We start from the raw sequence: 15,556 nt of genomic DNA on the forward strand, positions 1-15,556 counted from the left end.
CCGGAAGGGCGCGAGCGGCCGGCCGCACCAGCCAAGCCTGACGGTAGGCAGGGCTGGCGGGAGGGTCAAGCGCGGCGCACGGTCGTGGCCGGCGATGCCGGCACGTTTCGTCTCCGTGGCCGGCGATGCCGCGGGTTGCGCCGTGATCGGGCCGGCCTGTGCCGCGCGGTCTTTACCGGCTATGCCGGCACCCAGTCGCGGAACGTCGCGAGGTCGATATTGCCGCCGGAGAGCATCACCCCGGCGCGCCGGCCCCGAAGCGTCGCCCTGTCCTGAAGCAGCGCGGCGAGCGCGGCGGCGCCGGCCCCTTCCGCGAGATTGTGGGTGTCGGTCCAATAGATGCGGATCGCCTGCGCGATCGCTTCCTCGCTCACCGTCACCACCCGCTCGGCGCCCTCGAGCATGATGGCGAGCGCGTCGGGCGAGGGCACACGGACGGCGAGGCCGTCGGCCCGGGTGTCGGCGTGCGCGCTCTCGACCGGGCGGCCGGCGGCGAAGGACAACGCATAGGCCGGTGCACCCTCGGCCTGCACCCCGACGATGCGGGTGGGCAGCCCCAGCAGGTCGCGCACCAGGATCGCCGCGCAGATGCCCGAGCCGAGGCCGATCGGCACATAGAGCACGTCGAGCGGCGGGGCGCCGCGGAACAGTTCCAGCGCCGCGGTGGCGACGCCGAGAACGAGATCGCGGTGGAAGGAGGGGGCGAAGGTCAGGCCGTCGCTCCGCGCCAGCGCCATGGCGTGGGAGCGCGCGGCGTCGAAATCCGCGCCGTGCTCGATGAGCCGGGCGCCGAGGGCGGCCATGGCGGCATTCTTCTCGGCGCTGTTGCCCTGTGGCACGACGATGGTGACCGGGATGCCGACCCGCCGCCCGGCATAGGCGAGCGACTGGCCGTGATTGCCGCGGGTGGCGGAGATGATGCCGGCCTCCGCCCCGCCCTGCCGGGCCAGCCGATCCAGATGCACCAGCCCGCCGCGCACCTTGAAGGCGCCGGTCGGGGTGTGGTTCTCGTGCTTTACCCAAACCTCCGTCCCGGCGCGGGCGCCGAGCAGCGGCCACGCATAATGCGGGGTGCCGGGAAAGGCGGCGCGGACGAGGGCGTGGGCGGCTTCGAGCTCGGCAAGCGTGAACATGCGGGGGTCCGTGAGATGCGGGGCAGGCGAGGGGTCATCCTGCCGCGCCGGGCCACGACGAGCGCCCCGGAACGGCACGGGCGAGCGGGAGGGTGCCGGCGCCTTCACAGAACCGTCAAGGAAGGCTCCTAGCTTCCCGGGCCGTCCGTCGGGTCTGCCCCTTCGGGAAGCGGGCTTGTCGGCGCGTCATTGCGGAGGATTTCATCTGTGAGGCGATCAATCGTCCGGCCCGAGCTTGCGGAGGTCGTCATCCGCCAGCGTGGTCCTGAGGATCGCGTGCCAGGCGTTCCTTGCCTGCGCCATCGGGATGGTTTCGTCCACGCTCCTGACCGTGAAGACGAGTGTGTAGGGTTGCGTGATGTTCCGGCTCGTCGACGTCCAGTCGAAGACCGTGAACGTGCCGAGCGCCGGGTCGACGGCGGTCGGTTCCGTCGCGACCTTCACATCGGACGATGTCCGCGTGCCATCGCGGATGGTTTCGAGCGCCTTATCGATCCGGCCCGGCCGGCCCTGAAGCGTGAATTCCACACTGCTGTCCGGGTGGTTCCGGGCCGTGCCCGCGAGATTGTGCTTGATGGCCTGCTTCATCACCATCGCCCGGAAGCCGACCTTCTGGACATTGCCGGTGACGATGCCGCGTACCGCGACGATGCCGGGCGGCGCGGCAATGCCGATCGGAGCGGTCTGCGCCGGCGCGCCCGCGGACAGGATGGCGATGGCGGACAGGGCCGCCCGGCAGAGAGGCGAGGGGATGCGCGCCATGGCGGCCGGTCCTCGGTGAAGGCATTGCGAATGCTACGCAGCGGAAAGAGAAGGTGCTGCTGCGCGGAGATCTTCCCGAGCAAACCGGCCGAATTGTGGGCTTTCGCACGAACACGGCAGGTTGATGGGAAGAACGGCTGAAGATGACGTCGGGCGCCTCCGGCGGTCGATCGGGCTGGCAGCGTCCTGACAGTGTTCTGCGCGGTGTCTCGGCGCCGCCCCTATTTGTTCCTGCTGGAGATCACACCTCATGAAAATGCTGCCGCTCCTGCGTGCGCGTGCCGCCCGCCGCCCCTCTGCCACATGCCGAATCTTGGTGGCCGGCACTGCCGCGCTGCTGCTCGCCGGGGGCCTCGTGCCCGCCGCGCAGGCGCAGTCGCTGCCGGTCAATAAGGGGCTTGTCGCCATGGGCCGCCTGCCCGGCAGCCTGCGCGACAGCTTCGGCGAGACCTTCGGCTCCGGCTCCGGCATGGCGACGATCGACTGGCAGAAGACCCCGACCGGATATGCCGGCTCGTTCCTGCTGCTGCCGGACCGCGGCTACAATGTCGAGGGCACGACCGACTACAGCACGCGCGTCAACACCCTCTCCGTCGCCTTCGACATGCCGGAGGACGGCACGGCGGCCCAGGCGGCGCTGAAGCTGGACGGCACCTTCCTTTTGACCGACACCACCGGCAAGCCGCTGACCGGGCTGGACCCGGTGACCATCAACACCGCCAACGGCACGCCGCAGGGCGGCCCCGGCCTGCCCGGCGCGGTGACCGGCGCGGTGAGCCTCGATCCCGAGGCGATCGTGCGCCTGCCCGACGGCTCGCTGATGATCTCGGATGAATACGGCCCGGCGATCTACCATTTCTCCGCTGAGGGCAAGATGCTCTCGGCGACCCTGCCGCCGCAGGCCTTCCTGCCGATGCGCAAGGGCAAGCTCGACTTCTCCTCCGACAATCCCGGCCCCGGCGCGCCGCATCCCGACCCGAAGGATCCCGACACCGGGCGGCAGAACAATCAGGGTTTCGAGGGCATGGCCTATGACCCGGCCACGAAGCAGTTGACCGTCGTGCTGCAGAGCGCGACCCGGCAGGACGGCGGCGACAGGAAGTCCACCCGGCAGGACAGCCGCGCGCTCGTCTATGACGCCGCCGATCCCGACCATCTGAAGCTCACGGCCGAATATGTCGTGCCGCTGCCGGTGTTCAAGGACGACGACAAGACGCTGGTCGCGGCGCAGAGCGAACTGACCGCGCTGGGCGACGGCCGCTTCCTGCTGCTCTCGCGCGACAGCAACAATGGCTGGGGCGTGAAGGGCGCGACGTCGCTCTATCGCCGGGTCGACCTGCTCGATCTCAACGGCGCCACCAACATCGCCGGCACCCGCTTCGACGGCCTAGAGCCGGTCGCGCCCAAGGGCGTGCTCGACGCCGCCGTGACCCCGGCCCGCCTCGCCGGGCCGGTGGTGGACATCAACGACAATGCCCAGCTCGCCCGGGTCGGCCTGCACAATGGCGAGCCCCACGACCCCACCGACCTGCCGGAGAAGTGGGAATCCATGGCCATCGTGCCCGCGCTCGACCCCGCCAACCCGAAGGACGTGTTCCTGCTGGTGGCGAACGACAACGACTTCCTGACGAAGACCGGCCATCAGGCCGGGGCCGACTACGACGCCGGCGCGGATGTCGACACCCTCGTGCTGGTGTATCGCCTGACGCTGCCGTGAGAGGCGGGGAGGCCGGGCGACATCCCGTTTCGCCACGTCATGCCCGGTGAAGGCCGCGCCAAGCCCGGCCATGACGCCGTGCGGGCGGGGCGGTTTGCCTTTGCCGTTTACCTCATCCCAAAAACGGGATAACCCGCCTGCGATAGAGACGGCCCGTCCGTTCCGACCCTGCCGAGAGACCGCGCCATGAACATGCATGCCCGCCCCGCCGACCCGAAGAAGCTCATCAAGGGAGCGACCGGCGACTGGGAGGTGGTGATCGGCATGGAGATCCATGCGCAGGTCACCTCCAACGCCAAGCTCTTCTCCGGCGCCTCCACGGCCTTCGGCGGCGAGCCGAACAGCCATGTCTCGCTGGTCGACGCGGCAATGCCGGGCATGCTGCCGGTGATCAACGAGGAATGCGTGAAGCAGGCGGTGCGCACCGGGCTCGGACTCAAGGCCGAGATCCACCTGCGCTCGGTGTTCGACCGCAAGAACTATTTCTACCCGGACCTGCCGCAGGGCTACCAGATCAGCCAGTACAAGAGCCCCATCGTCGGCGAGGGAGTGGTGCTGGTCGACACCGCGGACGGCACCATCGAGGTGGGCATCGAGCGGCTGCATCTGGAGCAGGACGCCGGCAAGTCGATCCACGACCAGAACCCGACCATGTCGCTGGTGGACCTCAACCGGTCCGGCGTGGCGCTGATGGAGATCGTCTCCAAGCCCGATCTGCGCTCCTCGGAGGAGGCGAAGGCCTACGTGACCAAGCTGCGCACCATCCTGCGCTATCTCGGCACCTGCGACGGCGACATGGAGAAGGGCAATCTGCGGGCGGATGTCAACGTGTCGGTGCGCAAGCCGGGCGATGATTTCGGCACGCGCTGCGAGATCAAGAACGTCAACTCCATCCGCTTCATCGGCCAGGCCATCGAGATCGAGGCCCGCCGCCAGATCGGCATCATCGAGGATGGCGGGGTGATCGAGCAGGAGACCCGGCTGTTCGATCCGGGCCGCGGCGAGACGCGTTCCATGCGCTCCAAGGAAGAAGCGCACGACTACCGCTATTTCCCCGACCCGGACCTGCTGCCGCTGGAATTCGACCAGGCCTTCGTCGACGCGCTCGCCGCGCATCTGCCGGAGCTGCCGGACGAGAAGAAGGCCCGCTTCGTGAAGGTCTACGGCCTCTCCGCCTATGACGCCGACGTGCTGGTGGCGGAGAAGGAGACGGCGGCCTATTACGAGGAGGTGGCAGCCGGGCGCGATGCGAAGGCGGCCGCGAACTTCGTCATCAACGAGCTGTTCGGCCGGCTGAACAAGGAAGGCAAGGACATCGCCTCCTCGCCGGTCTCGGCGGCCCAGATCGGCGCCATCGTCGATCTGATCGCGGACGGCACCATCTCCGGCAAGATCGCCAAGGATTTGTTCGAGATCGTGTTCACCGAGGGGGGCGATCCGCGCCAGATCGTGGAAGCGCGCGGCATGAAGCAGGTGACCGACACCGGCGCCATCGAGGCGGCGGTGGACGCGATCATCGCCGCCAATCCCGACAAGGTGGAGCAGGTGAAGGCGAAGCCCACCATGCTCGGCTGGTTCGTCGGGCAGGTGATGAAGCAGACCGGCGGCAAGGCCAATCCGCAGGCGGTGAACGACCTGCTGAAGGGCAAGCTCGGCATCTGAGCCGGACGGGTTCTTTGCCGGTGAGGGGCGCGCATTCCTTGCCGGCAGGGTGGGCGCGAGGCGCCCTTGCGCCTAATCTGGGGTGAGGGGGCGCGCAGACCGCGCCCTCACCGGACGCTTCCCTACCCATGAGGTGCCGCCTTTCATGAGCTCGACCCCGGAAAATGCCGCTGCCTCCTCCACGGATGCGCTCCGTTTCGAGCGGGCCAGCCGGGCCGATGTGCCGGGCATCGTCGCGATCCTCGCTACCGACCGGGTGTTCGGCGAGCGGGACAGCGACGACCCGGCTTATGCCCATCATTACGAGGCGGCCTATGACGCGATCGTGGAAAACGGTGCGACCACGCTCTATGTGGCGCGGCTCGGCGAGCGGATCGTCGGTACGTTCGAATTGATCGTGGTGCACGCATTGTTGCGCCATGGCCGCTGCCTCGCCATCGCGGAGGCGGTGCACGTGGCCCCCGACATGCGCGGGCGAGGGGTCGGCAAGGCGATGATGGAGTTCGCCAAGGCGGAGGCAAAGCGGCTGGGGGCCGGCTCGCTGCAGCTCACCACCCATCTCCAGCGCTACGATGCCCACCGCTTCTATGAGGCGGCGGGCTTCGAGCGGCGCCATCTCGGCTTCAAGGTCGAGCTGATATAGAGCGTTTAGAAAACGCTACAATTCCTTGAATTGAAAGACTTTTCCTGTCAGCCAGGTGATGTCGCCTGGTCGAAATGGCTCTCTGAGGGGCGGGCGGGCGCCCGCCCGCCTCGCAACCGTTTCCTTACGGCAGGCATTTGGCCATGAAGACGTGCCAGGCCTTGGCGCCCTTCAGGTCGTTGGCGGCCTTGTAGGCCTTCCACTGCTCGTTGCAGGCCTTGGTGGCCTGCCGGTCGGCGGCCACCTCAGCGCGGGGCATGCGCGTCGTCTTCTTCGGCGCATCGGAATCGGCGGTGGCGGGCTTGGCCGGCGTCGGCGCGGCGTCGGCCGGCTTTGCTGCGGGAGCTGTGGTGCTCGTCGAGGTGGAGGTCGAAGCCTTGCCCTCGGAAAGGCACTGTTTCGAGAAATCGCGATAGACCATGTCGCCGGTCTGATTCTTCGCCTTCATGTCGTTCCAGCGCGTCGCGCATTCCTGAATCGTGGCGGCTTTGGCCGGGGTGGCGGCAAAGGCCGCGGCGGCGAGAAGGACGGCGAGGGCGGGTGTGCGCCAGGCCCGAAGATCGGGGCGAATCTCGGCTCGAAGAATGCTGTTCGTCATGTGACCTCTCATCATCGCATGCAACTCATCATGAACTGATGCCATTTCTTGGCGGCCTTGCTGTTGCCGCCGTTCTCCGCGATCTTGGCGCGCCATTGCGCCGTGCAGGCCTGCTCCTTTGCCGGATCGAGGCCGGACACGCTGCCGGGCGCCACGGCGAGCGAAGCCGGCGCGAGCGGCGCGCCGTTGCCGTCGGGATCGCTGCTGTCCTTGCCGGAGCGGCCCGATTTGCCACCGCCCCCACCGTGACCGCCCCCGCCTCCACCACCCTTGGCAAGCAGGATGGGCGCGGCGGTTGGCGCGGCCGGCGCCTGATCGACGATCTTCAGGGATGCGGGAGGTTCCGGCGCCACGGCGACGGCGGCGGAAAAGGCCGGCGCAGCGGCGAGCAAAAGAAACGCCAGCGCGGCGGAAGCGCGGCACGGGCGCAAGCCAACATTCCCCAGCATGGAAGCGAACCTTTGCGGCTGTCCCGCGGCCTGGGAAGCGCACGGCCTTCCGTCGCCCCGCGAGGCAACGTTCCGACCCTGCTGCCGCCCCCCGCGTGCAGAGATCTGCCAAAAACATCCGCCCGGCACGGGGAGGCTGTCAATAGGCACGGAATGGGCCGCACGGGTGCCTGCGCCGTCGTGTGGAAGGGGATCGGCCCCGGCTCTCCGCCGCTTCCGGCGCGGGGCGTGGCTTGCCAGCCGCCCCGCCGCGGCCTACCTCTTGTCACCAGGGTGCCGCGGTGCACCGGACCGAGGCGATTTGAAGGCTAGAACAGCATGGCCCAGCCCCAGACCCAGCCGATCGAGCTTCACTACTGGCCGACTCCCAATGGCTGGAAGATCACCATCATGCTGGAGGAGTGCGGCCTGCCCTACACCGTGCATTCGGTGAATATCGGCAAGGGCGAGCAGTTCAAACCGGACTTTCTCGCCATTTCGCCCAACAACAAGATGCCGGCGATCATCGATCCCGAGGGGCCGGACGGGGCGCCGATCTCGATCTTCGAATCGGGGGCCATCCTGCAATATCTCGGGCGCAAGACGGGGCAGTTCTATCCCCGCGACGAGCGCGGCCGGGTGGAGGTGGACCAGTGGCTGTTCTGGCAGATGGCCGGCCTCGGCCCCATGGCCGGGCAGGCGCACCATTTCCGCATCTATGCGCCGGAGAAGATTCCCTACGCCATCGACCGCTACACCAATGAGGTGCACCGGCTCTACGGGGTGATGAACACCCGGCTGAAGGACCACGAATATCTGGCCGGCGCCTACTCCATCGCCGACATCGCCTGCGTCGGCTGGGCGAAGCTGTGGCAGCGGCAGGGGCAGGACATCGCCGAATTCCCCCATTTCGCCCGCTGGCTGGAGGCGGTTCTGGCCCGCCCGGCGGTGAAGCGCGGCCTTGCCGTGAATGCCGAGGATCGCGGCAAGCTGGACCTCGCCACCGACAAGGACGCCCAGAAGGTGCTGTTCGGCCAGCGCGCGCGCTGAAGGCTCACGCTGCGGGCAGGTTCGCTTCCGCGGGGTTCGCTTCCGCCGGCTTCGCTTCCGGCTGGGCGAGCCCCAGCGGCGGCAGCATCATGCGGAAGGTGAAGCGCGTCTCGCGGGAATCCGAAGCGACATCGAGCGTGCCGCCATGGGCCTTCGCCACCTGCGTGGCGATATAAAGGCCGAGGCCGAGCCCGTGATTCGTGGTGCGGCTGCCGCGATAGAAGGGCTGGAACAGCCGGCCGAGGGCTTCCGGCGGGATGGGTTCGCCGCCATTGGAGACGCTGAGTTCGAACACCCCGTTCGTCGCCTGTGCGCCAACGCGGATCGGCTGGTCCGGCGCGCCATGGGTTGCGGCATTGGCGAGGAGGTTCGCCAGCATCTGTGCGATCCGCTGGTGATCGACCGGCACCGGCCGGTCGATCCGGCATGTCGTCTCGATGACCCGCTCGGGATGGGCGGCACGGACTTCGGCGACCACCTGCTCCAGCGTGTCGGTGATGTCCCGCGAGCCGTCCGGGTCCACCGTAATCCCGCCGGCAAGGCGGCCACGGGCGAGGTCGAGCAGATTGTCCACCAGCGCGGCCATGCGTCCGGTAGTCTGGCGCATGGCATCGAGGATGGAGGCCGACTTCGCTCCCACCTGCTCGCGCGCAAGAAGCCGGATCCCGCCCTGCAGCGCCGCGATCGGATTGCGCAGATCATGGCCGAGCACGGCGATGAACTGTTCGCGCAGCTCCGTCGCCTCGCGGGAGGCGGCGAGCTGGGCGTGGCTCTCATGCAGGAGCAGCCGATCCTCGACATGGCGGGCGACGAGCTGGGCAAAGAGGCGGAACATCGCCACGGTGGGCGTGTCCTTCAGCGCCGTCGGCCGCGTGTCGAGCGCGCAGAGCGTGCCGAAGAAGCTGCCGTCCGAAAGCACCACCGGCACCGAGAGGTAGCTGGTGATGTTGTAGAGCTTGGGAATCGGGTCGTCGGCATAAGCGGGGTCGGCGGCCGCATCGTCGAACACCACCTCGCGGCGCGTGGCGCGCACCCGGTCGCAGAAAGTGGTCTCGATCGGGATCTCGTCGCCGGCGACCATGCCGAAGCCAAGCTCGTCGCGCGTGGCGCAGGCGACCCAGCGGGTATCGGTGACGCACGCTACCGCGGCAAAGCGCATGCCTGTCGTCGCGCAGGCCACTTCAAGAATGGAAGGGATGGCCGAGATGGTCGCGACCGCCGCCACCTGAGCGTCGACGTCCAGCGTCACCGCATCGCTCCTGCTAAAGGGCGATCACTCTAGCGATGACGCGGCGCAATAGCCAGCCTTCCCTCGCGACGGCGTAGACAGCGCAACCTCGCGGCGTGGACCGCGAGGCCGGGACGGCGAAGGTCAGGCCGCCGAAGCAAGGCGCAGCGCCGGCGCGGCGCGTTCGACCTCGGCAGCCTTCGCCGCCTCGCGGGCGAGCGGCTCGATGTCGTAGCGGCCGAGGCCCAGCTCGCTCAGCTCGCGATCGTTCAGCGAGGTCAGCTCGCGGCGGATCTGCTCATAGCGGCGATAACGGGCGACAAAGGTGTTGAAGCTGTCGATGATGCGCATGGCACGGGTCTCCTCGATCGACGGCAGCCCGCGGGCCGCCGCCTCATGTCGAGGGGAAAGTTAGTGTGCATTGCACCATAACAGAAGTGCATACGCTGCACAGCAGCAATGCGCCACGCGAGACATGCGTTTAACGCATTGTCATCCGATCCGTATCAGGCGGCGAGCTGCTCCTCCGGCAGCTTGGCGCCCGTCATATAGGCCACCGCGTCGGACATGGTGTGCGCCTTCGGGTCGATGACGCAGAGCCGCCGTCCCAGCCGATGGATGTGGATGCGGTCGGCGATCTCGAAGACGTGGGGCATGTTGTGGCTGATCAGGACGATGGGCAGGCCGCGCCGGCGCACCTCCAGGATCAGTTCCAGCACGCGCCGGCTTTCCTTCACGCCGAGCGCCGCCGTCGGCTCGTCCATGATGACGACACGCGAACCGAAGGCCGCCGCCCGCGCCACCGCCACGCCCTGCCGCTGGCCGCCGGACAGCGTCTCGACCGGTTGGTTGATGCTCTGCACCGTCATCAGGCCGAGCTCGGTCAGCTTGTCGCGCGCCACCTTCTGCATCGCCGGGCGATCCAGCATGCGGAAGACGGAGCCCATCACGCCCGAGCGGCGGATCTCGCGGCCCAAGAACATGTTGTCGGCGATCGACAGGCTGGGCGAAAGGGCGAGGGACTGGTGGACGGTCTCGATGCCGGCCTTCTGCGCGTCGAGCGGGGAGCCGAAGCGCACCGGCTGGCCGTCCATCAGGATCTCGCCGTCGTCGGGAACCAGCGCGCCGGAGAGCGCACGGATCAGGGAGGACTTGCCGGCCCCGTTGTCGCCGATCACCGCGAGGATCTCGCCCGGATAGAGGTCGAAATCGGCGTGGTCCATCGCCGTGACGCGGCCATAGCGCTTCACCATTCCGCGCGCGGCCAGCACCGGAACGGGCGCGGCGGTGTGCAGGGCGGTGGGGGGTGCGGGTTGGGTGTGGGAAAGCGTGCTCATGCCGACACCTTGCGGATCCACTGGTCGAGGGCGACCGCCACGATGATGAGAATGCCGACGGTGAATTCCTGCCACAGCACATCCACGCCGGAGAGCGCGAGGCCGTTGCGGAACACGCCGACGATGAGAGCGCCGATCAGCGTGCCGACGATGGATCCGCGGCCGCCGAACAGGCTGGCGCCGCCGATCACCACCGCGGTGATGCTGTCGAGATTGGCGGTCTGCCCCGCCTGCGGGGAGATGGAGCCGATGCGCCCGATCAGCGCCCAGGCGCCCAGCGCGCAGACGATGCCCGCCGCAACATAGACCTTGAACAGCACCCGCTGGGTACGGATGCCGGAGAGCTCCGCCGCCGCCGGATCGTCGCCCACCGCATAGATGTGGCGGCCAAGCGCGGTGCGGTTCAGCACGTACCACACCACTGCGATGAGAAGCAGCATGAAGAACGAGCCATAAGTGAAGCGCGCGCCAAGGATATCGACCGGCGTTCCGAGCACCTGCAGGAACGGCGCAGCCTTGGCGACATCCTGGGAACGCAGCGTCTCGGACCCCGAATACCAGAGGTTCAGGGCGAAGAAGATCGACCAGGTGCCAAGCGTCACGATGAAGGGCGGCAGCCGCAGCCGCGTCACCAGCAGGCCGTTGATAGCGCCGCAGCCGCCGCCGACCGTGAGCCCGGCGAGGAAGGCGAGGGGGGCCGGCACGCCGAGCGTGACCGCCAGCTTGCCCATGACCACCGAGCACAGCACCATGATGGCGCCGACCGACAGGTCGATGCCGGCGGTGATGACGATCAGCGTCTGGGCGATGCCGATGATGCCGATGATCGTGACCTGCTGGATGATCAGCGACAGGTTGAAGGACGACAGGAAGCGTCCGCCGACGATAAAGCTGAAGCCGATCACGCCCAGCGCCAGAACGATGGCGGGCACGGCGGTCGGGTTTGCGTGCAGCAGGTGCTGGAGTCGTCGAAGCGGTGATTTCGGCGTGCTGTCGAATTCCGCGACGCGGCTCTCGCGCTTCTCGAGAACCTGTTCGAAGCTCTGGATCGGCGGCCGGCCTTCGGCTGGCGCGGATGAGCTGGTGGTGTCGGTCATCGCCATGTCCTCCCGCAAGCCGGCTGCGTACTGGCGTGGCGCGCGCAGCCGGGAGGGCGCAGCACGCCCTCGCAACGGATCACGTTACGGCTCGGATGAGGATGCGGGGGCTCAGCCCCAGCACTTCTTGAGGCCTGCGACCGACGGGGTGGAGGGCAGGCCCTCGACCGGCTTGTCGGTGATCAGCTCGACGCCGGTGTTCACGAAGTCGAGGCCTTCGCTGGGCTTCGGCTTGGCGCCGCTATCGGCGAAGGCCTTCACTGCCTCGACGCCCTTGGCGGCCATCAGCAGGGGAAACTGCATCGAGGTCGCGCCGATCACGCCGTCCTGCACGTTGCGCACGCCGGGGCAGCCGCCGTCGATCGAGACGAGCAGCACGTCCTTCTCGCGTCCGACCGAGCGCAGCGCCTCATAGGCGCCTGCGGCGGCGGGCTCATTGATGGTGTAGACCACCGAGATCTCGGGGTCCTTCTGCAGCAGGTTCTCCATCGCCTTGCGACCGCCCTCCTCATTGCCGAGGGTGACGTCGTGGCCGACGATCCGGGGATCCTTCTCGTCGCCGATGGCGGCAGGGTTGCCGAGATCTACGCCGAAGCCCTTCAGGAAGCCCTGGTCCCGCTGCACGTCGACCGAGATCTGGTTCACGTTGAGGTCGAGCAGGGCGATCTTGGCGGAGCCGGCCTTCTCGCCGAGCGTCTTCGCCGCCCACTGGCCGACCATCTCGCCGGCGAGGAAGTTGTCGGTGGCGAAGGTGGCGTCGGCGGCGCTGGCCGGGTCGAGCGACGTATCGAGCGCGATCACCAGGATGCCGGCGGCGCGGGCCTTGTCGATCGACGGCACGATGGCGCGGGAATCGCTTGGCGTGATGAGTATGCCCTTGGCCCCGGCGGCGATCAGGTTCTCGACCGCGGCGACCTGGGAATCATTGTCGCCATCCAGCTTGCCGGCGAAGGAGCGCAGCTCCATGCCGAGCTCCGCGGCCTTGGCCTCGGCGCCTTCGCGCATCTTCACGAAATAGGGGTTGGTGTTGGTTTTGGTGATGAGGCCGACGATCGGCTTGTCGGCGGCGGAGCCGATGCCGATGCCGGCCATGGTGGCGATGCCGAGCGCAAGCGCGGACACGGCCGCGCGACGGAAAGTGCGACGCATTCTTCCCTCCCTTGGGGACTGTTGAGGAGCGCACGGTTGAGCCCGTGTCATCTTCTTCGATGCATTCCATCAAGCCGCACTCCCGCGTCCGTGTCAATTATTAAATCAACTGGATTTAATAATTGACCATCGGTCTTGTGCGGGCCATGCTTTCCCCGGTAAACCGTCGCCGGAAAATGGACGATGGAGGAGGCGCCAGGGAATGGACGAGTTTGCACCTCCCGTCAGGTCCGCGGGCGACATGCCGGGCGACGCCACGCCGGTTTCCTTCGGCGGGCGCGGCACCAACCAGACCGGCGTCCGGCTCTATAATGAGCGATTGATCCTGTCGCTGATCCGCCGTCACCGGGCGCTGGCCAAGGCCGAGATCGCGCGCCTGACCGGGCTTTCGGCCCAGACCACCACCGTCATCATGAACCGGCTGCAGGCGGACGGCCTGCTCCTTGCCGGGGAGCGCCTGCGCGGGCGGATCGGCCAGCCTTCGGTACCGTTCTCACTGAACCCCGACGGCGCCTTCGGCATCGGGCTGATGATCGGACGGCGCAGCTGCGACCTCGTGCTGATGGACTTCCTCGCGGGGATCCGGGCGCGCGCGCGCATCACCTATGCCTATCCGCTGCCTGCGACGCTGATCGACTTCGCCCGCGCCGAGATCCCGCGCCTCATCGCGGTGCTCAGCGAGGAGCAGCGCGCCCGCATCACCGGCATCGGCGTTGCCATGCCGTTCGATCTGTGGAGCTGGGAGGCCGACCTCGACACGCCGCCGGGCGCGCTCGCGGTCTGGCACGACAATGACATCGCAGCCGAGCTCGGGCTTATCTTTCCGCAATGGCCGGTGCGGATGTGCAATGACGGCACATCGGCCTGCGCCGCGGAACTCACCTTCGGGCGCGGGGCCGGGTTTGCCGACTTCGCCTATTTCTACATCGGCACCTTCATCGGCGGCGGCGTGGTGCTGGGCGGTACGCTGTTTCCCGGCCGCAGCGGCAATGCCGGCGCACTCGGCTCCATGCCGATCCTCTGCCGTGACGGGGCCCGCGGGGGGAGCGTGCAGCAGCTCATCCGCAGCGCCTCGATCTACCGGCTGGAGCGGCGGCTGATCGCGCGCGGGCTGAATGGGACCGATATCTGGCTCTCGCCGGACGACTGGTCGAGCTTCGCCGAACCGCTGGATGAATGGCTGGACGAGGCGGCGGACGGTCTGGCCCAGGCGATCGCGGCGGCGCTTTCGGTGATCGACTTCGAGGCCATCGTGATCGACGGCGCCTTTCCGGTCGCCGTCCGCGAGGCGCTCTTGGCGCGCACGCGCGAGCGCTTCTCCGCCATCGACCGGCAGGGCCTTACGCCGGCACAGATCGTGGAGGGCTCGGTCGGGCGCGATGCGCGGGCCATCGGCGGCGCGGCGCTGCCGCTGCTCGCCACCTTCGCCCGCGATTTCGATGTTCTTTTCAAGGAATGACGGATGCTGAAAGGTCTTGATCCGCTGCTCGGCCCCGAGCTGCTGATGACGCTGCGCGCCATGGGGCATGGCGACGAGATCGCCATCGTGGACGCCAACTATCCCGCCTGCGCCCACGCCCGGCGCCTCGTGCGCATGGACGGGCACGGCGGGCCGACGATTCTCGACGCGATCCTTTCGGTGATGCCGCTCGACCGCGACGTGCCGCAGGCGGCGTTCCGGCCATGTGCGTTCGGCGATTGCGGGCGGATGGAAGAGGTGTTCCGCGATTTCGAAGCGGCGATCGCCCGCCACGAGCCGGGCATCGACCTGGTGCCGATTGCGGGGCCGCCCTTCTATGAGCGGGTGCGGGGAACTTACGCCATCGTCGCCAGCGGCGAGCGTCGGCTCTATGGCAACATCATCCTGCGCAAGGGCGTGGTGCCGCCGGTGGCGTGAATGCCCTGCAGAAAAAGCGGCGAGGCGCGAGCGCCTCGCCGATTCCGGTTCAGCCGGCGACCACGCCGTCCTTCACCACGGTGCGGAAGCCGCTGATCTCGGTCTTTGCGAACAGCCCCGCCTCTGCATAGGGATCGGCCGCCGCAAGGGTCTCGGCGGAAGCGAGGTCAGGCGCCTCATAGACGATGATCGACCCGCGCGGCTTGCCCTCGCCATCCAGCATCGGGCCCGCAAAGGCGATGCTGGCGGCATTGGCGCGCAGATAGTCGAGATGGGCCGGTCGGGTCTGCGCACGCAGCGCGAGGCCGTCGGCGCGGTCATAGGCGGTGAGAACGAACTGCATCGTTCAAGGCTCCGGTAGAGAGGTCGGGACAGGCGGTCGGAAGGCGGCGGCTCACCATTTGCCGGTGTTGGCCATCGAGGCCCAGGGCTCGGCGGGCGCCTTGGCGCCGCCCTTCTGCAACAGCTCGATCGAGACGTTGTCCGGCGAGCGGACGAAGGCCATGTAGCCGTCGCGCGGCGGACGGTTGATGGTGACGCCGGCGGCCTGCAGCTTCGCGCAGGTGGCGTAGATGTCGTCGACCTCGTAGGCGAGATGGCCGAAATTGCGGCCTTCGCCATAGGCTTCCGGGTCCCAGTTGAAGGTCAGCTCCAGCTCGGCGACGCCGGCCTGTCCGGGGGCGGCGAGGAAGATGAGGGTGTAGCGACCCTGCGGAACCTCCTTGCGGCGGACCTCCTCGAGACCCAGCTTGTTCACATAGAAGTCGAGCGACGCGTCGAGATCGGTGACGCGGACCATGGTGTGCAGATATTTCATCAGACGTCCTCGCGATGCGGGGCGGAGCGGGTAGGGTG

The 15,556-nt window shown here is 68.1% G+C and carries 17 protein-coding genes; 6 read left to right on the top strand and 11 right to left on the bottom strand.

Features of this window, described 5'->3' with window-relative positions:
* Positions 1-179 precede the first annotated feature (179 nt).
* Together MWN34_RS11900 and MWN34_RS11905 are read right to left on the bottom strand one after the other, a co-directional pair.
* Complete coding sequence (locus MWN34_RS11900; protein ID WP_247029482.1) at positions 180-1,133, bottom strand: threonine dehydratase; 954 nt, start codon at positions 1,131-1,133, stop codon at positions 180-182.
* A gap of 216 nt (positions 1,134-1,349) precedes the next feature.
* A complete protein-coding gene (locus tag MWN34_RS11905; protein WP_247029484.1) occupies positions 1,350-1,895 on the bottom strand; it encodes an acylphosphatase in 546 nt (181 codons plus the stop codon).
* A 256-nt stretch (positions 1,896-2,151) separates the two neighbouring features.
* Between MWN34_RS11905 and MWN34_RS11910 the strand changes: the two genes are divergently transcribed.
* The 3 genes from MWN34_RS11910 (at position 2,152) to MWN34_RS11920 (ending at position 5,917) form a co-directional block, all read left to right on the top strand.
* Entirely contained in the window at positions 2,152-3,612 is a 1,461-nt protein-coding gene (locus tag MWN34_RS11910) for an esterase-like activity of phytase family protein (RefSeq protein ID WP_247029725.1), read from the top strand.
* A gap of 186 nt (positions 3,613-3,798) precedes the next feature.
* Positions 3,799-5,274 (top strand): Asp-tRNA(Asn)/Glu-tRNA(Gln) amidotransferase subunit GatB, encoded by a 1,476-nt coding sequence (gatB, locus tag MWN34_RS11915; protein ID WP_425532099.1) that lies wholly within the window; start codon positions 3,799-3,801, stop codon positions 5,272-5,274.
* 145 nt (positions 5,275-5,419) lie between these two features.
* Complete coding sequence (locus tag MWN34_RS11920; RefSeq protein WP_247029486.1) at positions 5,420-5,917, top strand: GNAT family N-acetyltransferase; 498 nt, start codon at positions 5,420-5,422, stop codon at positions 5,915-5,917.
* Positions 5,918-6,041: 124 nt separating this feature from the next.
* Here the strand turns inward: MWN34_RS11920 and MWN34_RS11925 are convergent, their stop codons facing one another.
* Both MWN34_RS11925 and MWN34_RS11930 read right to left on the bottom strand, forming a co-directional pair.
* Complete coding sequence (locus MWN34_RS11925) at positions 6,042-6,515, bottom strand: hypothetical protein (protein ID WP_247029487.1); 474 nt, start codon at positions 6,513-6,515, stop codon at positions 6,042-6,044.
* Positions 6,516-6,526: 11 nt separating this feature from the next.
* Positions 6,527-6,964, bottom strand: a complete 438-nt coding sequence (locus MWN34_RS11930) for a hypothetical protein (RefSeq protein WP_247029489.1) — start codon at positions 6,962-6,964, stop codon at positions 6,527-6,529.
* Positions 6,965-7,282: 318 nt separating this feature from the next.
* Here MWN34_RS11930 and MWN34_RS11935 point away from each other — a divergent pair, with 318 nt between their 5' ends.
* The gene (locus MWN34_RS11935) at positions 7,283-7,993 is read left to right on the top strand and encodes a glutathione S-transferase N-terminal domain-containing protein (protein WP_247029491.1); all 711 of its coding nucleotides are present in this window, start codon (positions 7,283-7,285) and stop codon (positions 7,991-7,993) included.
* Positions 7,994-7,997: 4 nt separating this feature from the next.
* Here MWN34_RS11935 and MWN34_RS11940 read toward each other — a convergent pair whose 3' ends face one another.
* The 5 genes from MWN34_RS11940 to MWN34_RS11960 all read right to left on the bottom strand — a co-directional run bounded on the left by MWN34_RS11940 (position 7,998) and on the right by MWN34_RS11960 (position 12,804).
* A complete protein-coding gene (locus MWN34_RS11940) occupies positions 7,998-9,242 on the bottom strand; it encodes a sensor histidine kinase (RefSeq protein ID WP_247029493.1) in 1,245 nt (414 codons plus the stop codon).
* A 123-nt stretch (positions 9,243-9,365) separates the two neighbouring features.
* The gene (locus MWN34_RS11945) at positions 9,366-9,572 is read right to left on the bottom strand and encodes a YjiS-like domain-containing protein (protein ID WP_247029495.1); all 207 of its coding nucleotides are present in this window, start codon (positions 9,570-9,572) and stop codon (positions 9,366-9,368) included.
* Positions 9,573-9,727: 155 nt separating this feature from the next.
* Positions 9,728-10,474 (bottom strand): ATP-binding cassette domain-containing protein, encoded by a 747-nt coding sequence (locus tag MWN34_RS11950; protein ID WP_247029727.1) that lies wholly within the window; start codon positions 10,472-10,474, stop codon positions 9,728-9,730.
* Positions 10,475-10,554: 80 nt separating this feature from the next.
* Complete coding sequence (locus MWN34_RS11955) at positions 10,555-11,655, bottom strand: ABC transporter permease (protein ID WP_247029496.1); 1,101 nt, start codon at positions 11,653-11,655, stop codon at positions 10,555-10,557.
* Between the two features lie 111 nt (positions 11,656-11,766).
* Positions 11,767-12,804 carry a sugar ABC transporter substrate-binding protein gene (locus tag MWN34_RS11960; RefSeq protein WP_247029498.1) on the bottom strand — a complete coding sequence of 346 codons (1,038 nt, stop codon included), beginning with the start codon at positions 12,802-12,804 and terminating at the stop codon, positions 11,767-11,769.
* Between the two features lie 202 nt (positions 12,805-13,006).
* Here MWN34_RS11960 and MWN34_RS11965 point away from each other — a divergent pair, with 202 nt between their 5' ends.
* Positions 13,007-14,263, top strand: a complete 1,257-nt coding sequence (locus MWN34_RS11965) for an ROK family transcriptional regulator (RefSeq protein WP_247029499.1) — start codon at positions 13,007-13,009, stop codon at positions 14,261-14,263.
* 3 nt (positions 14,264-14,266) lie between these two features.
* Positions 14,267-14,701, top strand: coding sequence for an RbsD/FucU family protein (locus MWN34_RS11970; RefSeq protein ID WP_247029500.1), 435 nt, complete (start codon positions 14,267-14,269; stop codon positions 14,699-14,701).
* A 49-nt stretch (positions 14,702-14,750) separates the two neighbouring features.
* On the opposite strand, the gene MWN34_RS11975 is transcribed toward MWN34_RS11970, so the two are convergent.
* Together MWN34_RS11975 and MWN34_RS11980 are read right to left on the bottom strand one after the other, a co-directional pair.
* A complete protein-coding gene (locus MWN34_RS11975; RefSeq protein ID WP_247029501.1) occupies positions 14,751-15,044 on the bottom strand; it encodes a YciI family protein in 294 nt (97 codons plus the stop codon).
* Positions 15,045-15,095: 51 nt separating this feature from the next.
* The gene (locus MWN34_RS11980) at positions 15,096-15,518 is read right to left on the bottom strand and encodes a VOC family protein (protein WP_247029502.1); all 423 of its coding nucleotides are present in this window, start codon (positions 15,516-15,518) and stop codon (positions 15,096-15,098) included.
* Positions 15,519-15,556: the final 38 nt, after the last annotated feature.

It is taken from the genome of Ancylobacter crimeensis, assembly GCF_023016805.1.
GTDB classification, from domain to species: Bacteria; Pseudomonadota; Alphaproteobacteria; order Rhizobiales; family Xanthobacteraceae; genus Ancylobacter; species Ancylobacter crimeensis.

Coding starts and splice junctions, on each gene's coding strand:
- MWN34_RS11900 (WP_247029482.1), bottom strand. CDS start 1,133: ATGTTCACGCTTGCCGAGCTCGAAGCCGCCCACGCCCTCGTCCGCGCC.
- MWN34_RS11905 (WP_247029484.1), bottom strand. CDS start 1,895: ATGGCGCGCATCCCCTCGCCTCTCTGCCGGGCGGCCCTGTCCGCCATC.
- MWN34_RS11910 (WP_247029725.1), top strand. CDS start 2,152: ATGCTGCCGCTCCTGCGTGCGCGTGCCGCCCGCCGCCCCTCTGCCACA.
- gatB (WP_425532099.1), top strand. CDS start 3,799: ATGAACATGCATGCCCGCCCCGCCGACCCGAAGAAGCTCATCAAGGGA.
- MWN34_RS11920 (WP_247029486.1), top strand. CDS start 5,420: ATGAGCTCGACCCCGGAAAATGCCGCTGCCTCCTCCACGGATGCGCTC.
- MWN34_RS11925 (WP_247029487.1), bottom strand. CDS start 6,515: ATGACGAACAGCATTCTTCGAGCCGAGATTCGCCCCGATCTTCGGGCC.
- MWN34_RS11930 (WP_247029489.1), bottom strand. CDS start 6,964: ATGCTGGGGAATGTTGGCTTGCGCCCGTGCCGCGCTTCCGCCGCGCTG.
- MWN34_RS11935 (WP_247029491.1), top strand. CDS start 7,283: ATGGCCCAGCCCCAGACCCAGCCGATCGAGCTTCACTACTGGCCGACT.
- MWN34_RS11945 (WP_247029495.1), bottom strand. CDS start 9,572: ATGCGCATCATCGACAGCTTCAACACCTTTGTCGCCCGTTATCGCCGC.
- MWN34_RS11950 (WP_247029727.1), bottom strand. CDS start 10,474: ATGGTGAAGCGCTATGGCCGCGTCACGGCGATGGACCACGCCGATTTC.
- MWN34_RS11955 (WP_247029496.1), bottom strand. CDS start 11,655: ATGACCGACACCACCAGCTCATCCGCGCCAGCCGAAGGCCGGCCGCCG.
- MWN34_RS11960 (WP_247029498.1), bottom strand. CDS start 12,804: ATGCGTCGCACTTTCCGTCGCGCGGCCGTGTCCGCGCTTGCGCTCGGC.
- MWN34_RS11965 (WP_247029499.1), top strand. CDS start 13,007: ATGGACGAGTTTGCACCTCCCGTCAGGTCCGCGGGCGACATGCCGGGC.
- MWN34_RS11970 (WP_247029500.1), top strand. CDS start 14,267: ATGCTGAAAGGTCTTGATCCGCTGCTCGGCCCCGAGCTGCTGATGACG.
- MWN34_RS11975 (WP_247029501.1), bottom strand. CDS start 15,044: ATGCAGTTCGTTCTCACCGCCTATGACCGCGCCGACGGCCTCGCGCTG.
- MWN34_RS11980 (WP_247029502.1), bottom strand. CDS start 15,518: ATGAAATATCTGCACACCATGGTCCGCGTCACCGATCTCGACGCGTCG.